This window comes from Treponema sp. OMZ 805 (assembly GCF_050937395.1).
GTDB lineage: Bacteria > Spirochaetota > Spirochaetia > Treponematales > Treponemataceae > Treponema.
Window position 1 is genome coordinate 1 of the sequence record NZ_JACCLP010000069.1, and the last position, 355, is coordinate 355.

At 38.6% G+C, this 355-nt stretch carries 1 pseudogene; it reads right to left on the reverse strand.

Annotation, left to right across the window (positions count from 1 at the left end):
* A pseudogene (locus HGH47_RS12340) lies at window positions 1-355 on the reverse strand (IS5/IS1182 family transposase); the annotation flags it as partial.

Genomic DNA, 355 nt, shown 5'->3' on the forward strand with positions numbered 1-355 from the left:
CCCGTTCTTCATCGCATCTTCTTTCATTCTCATAAAAGTGGCATCATGGTCGGTTTTAGAAAAGCTGTTTCTCCCATTAAAGGTTGCGTTGTATGCTTCATATTTTTCTTTTCGCGGCAGCAGCTCTGTCTCAAGTGCTTTCTTTGCTTTCTCCAGTTTTTTTTTAACCGTTTTTGCTTTTGTTTCACTATTCTCTGCCAACGCTTCAAGCTTGTTGTTTATCTTTTGCGCAACTTCTTTGATCTCTTTACTCGTAACCTCTGCTCCTTCTCCGAGCTCTTCTAAATCTTTATCGCCATATATCTCATTTTCTTGTTCGGCTATCGTATTTATTTCTTTTATCAGCTCCCTTATT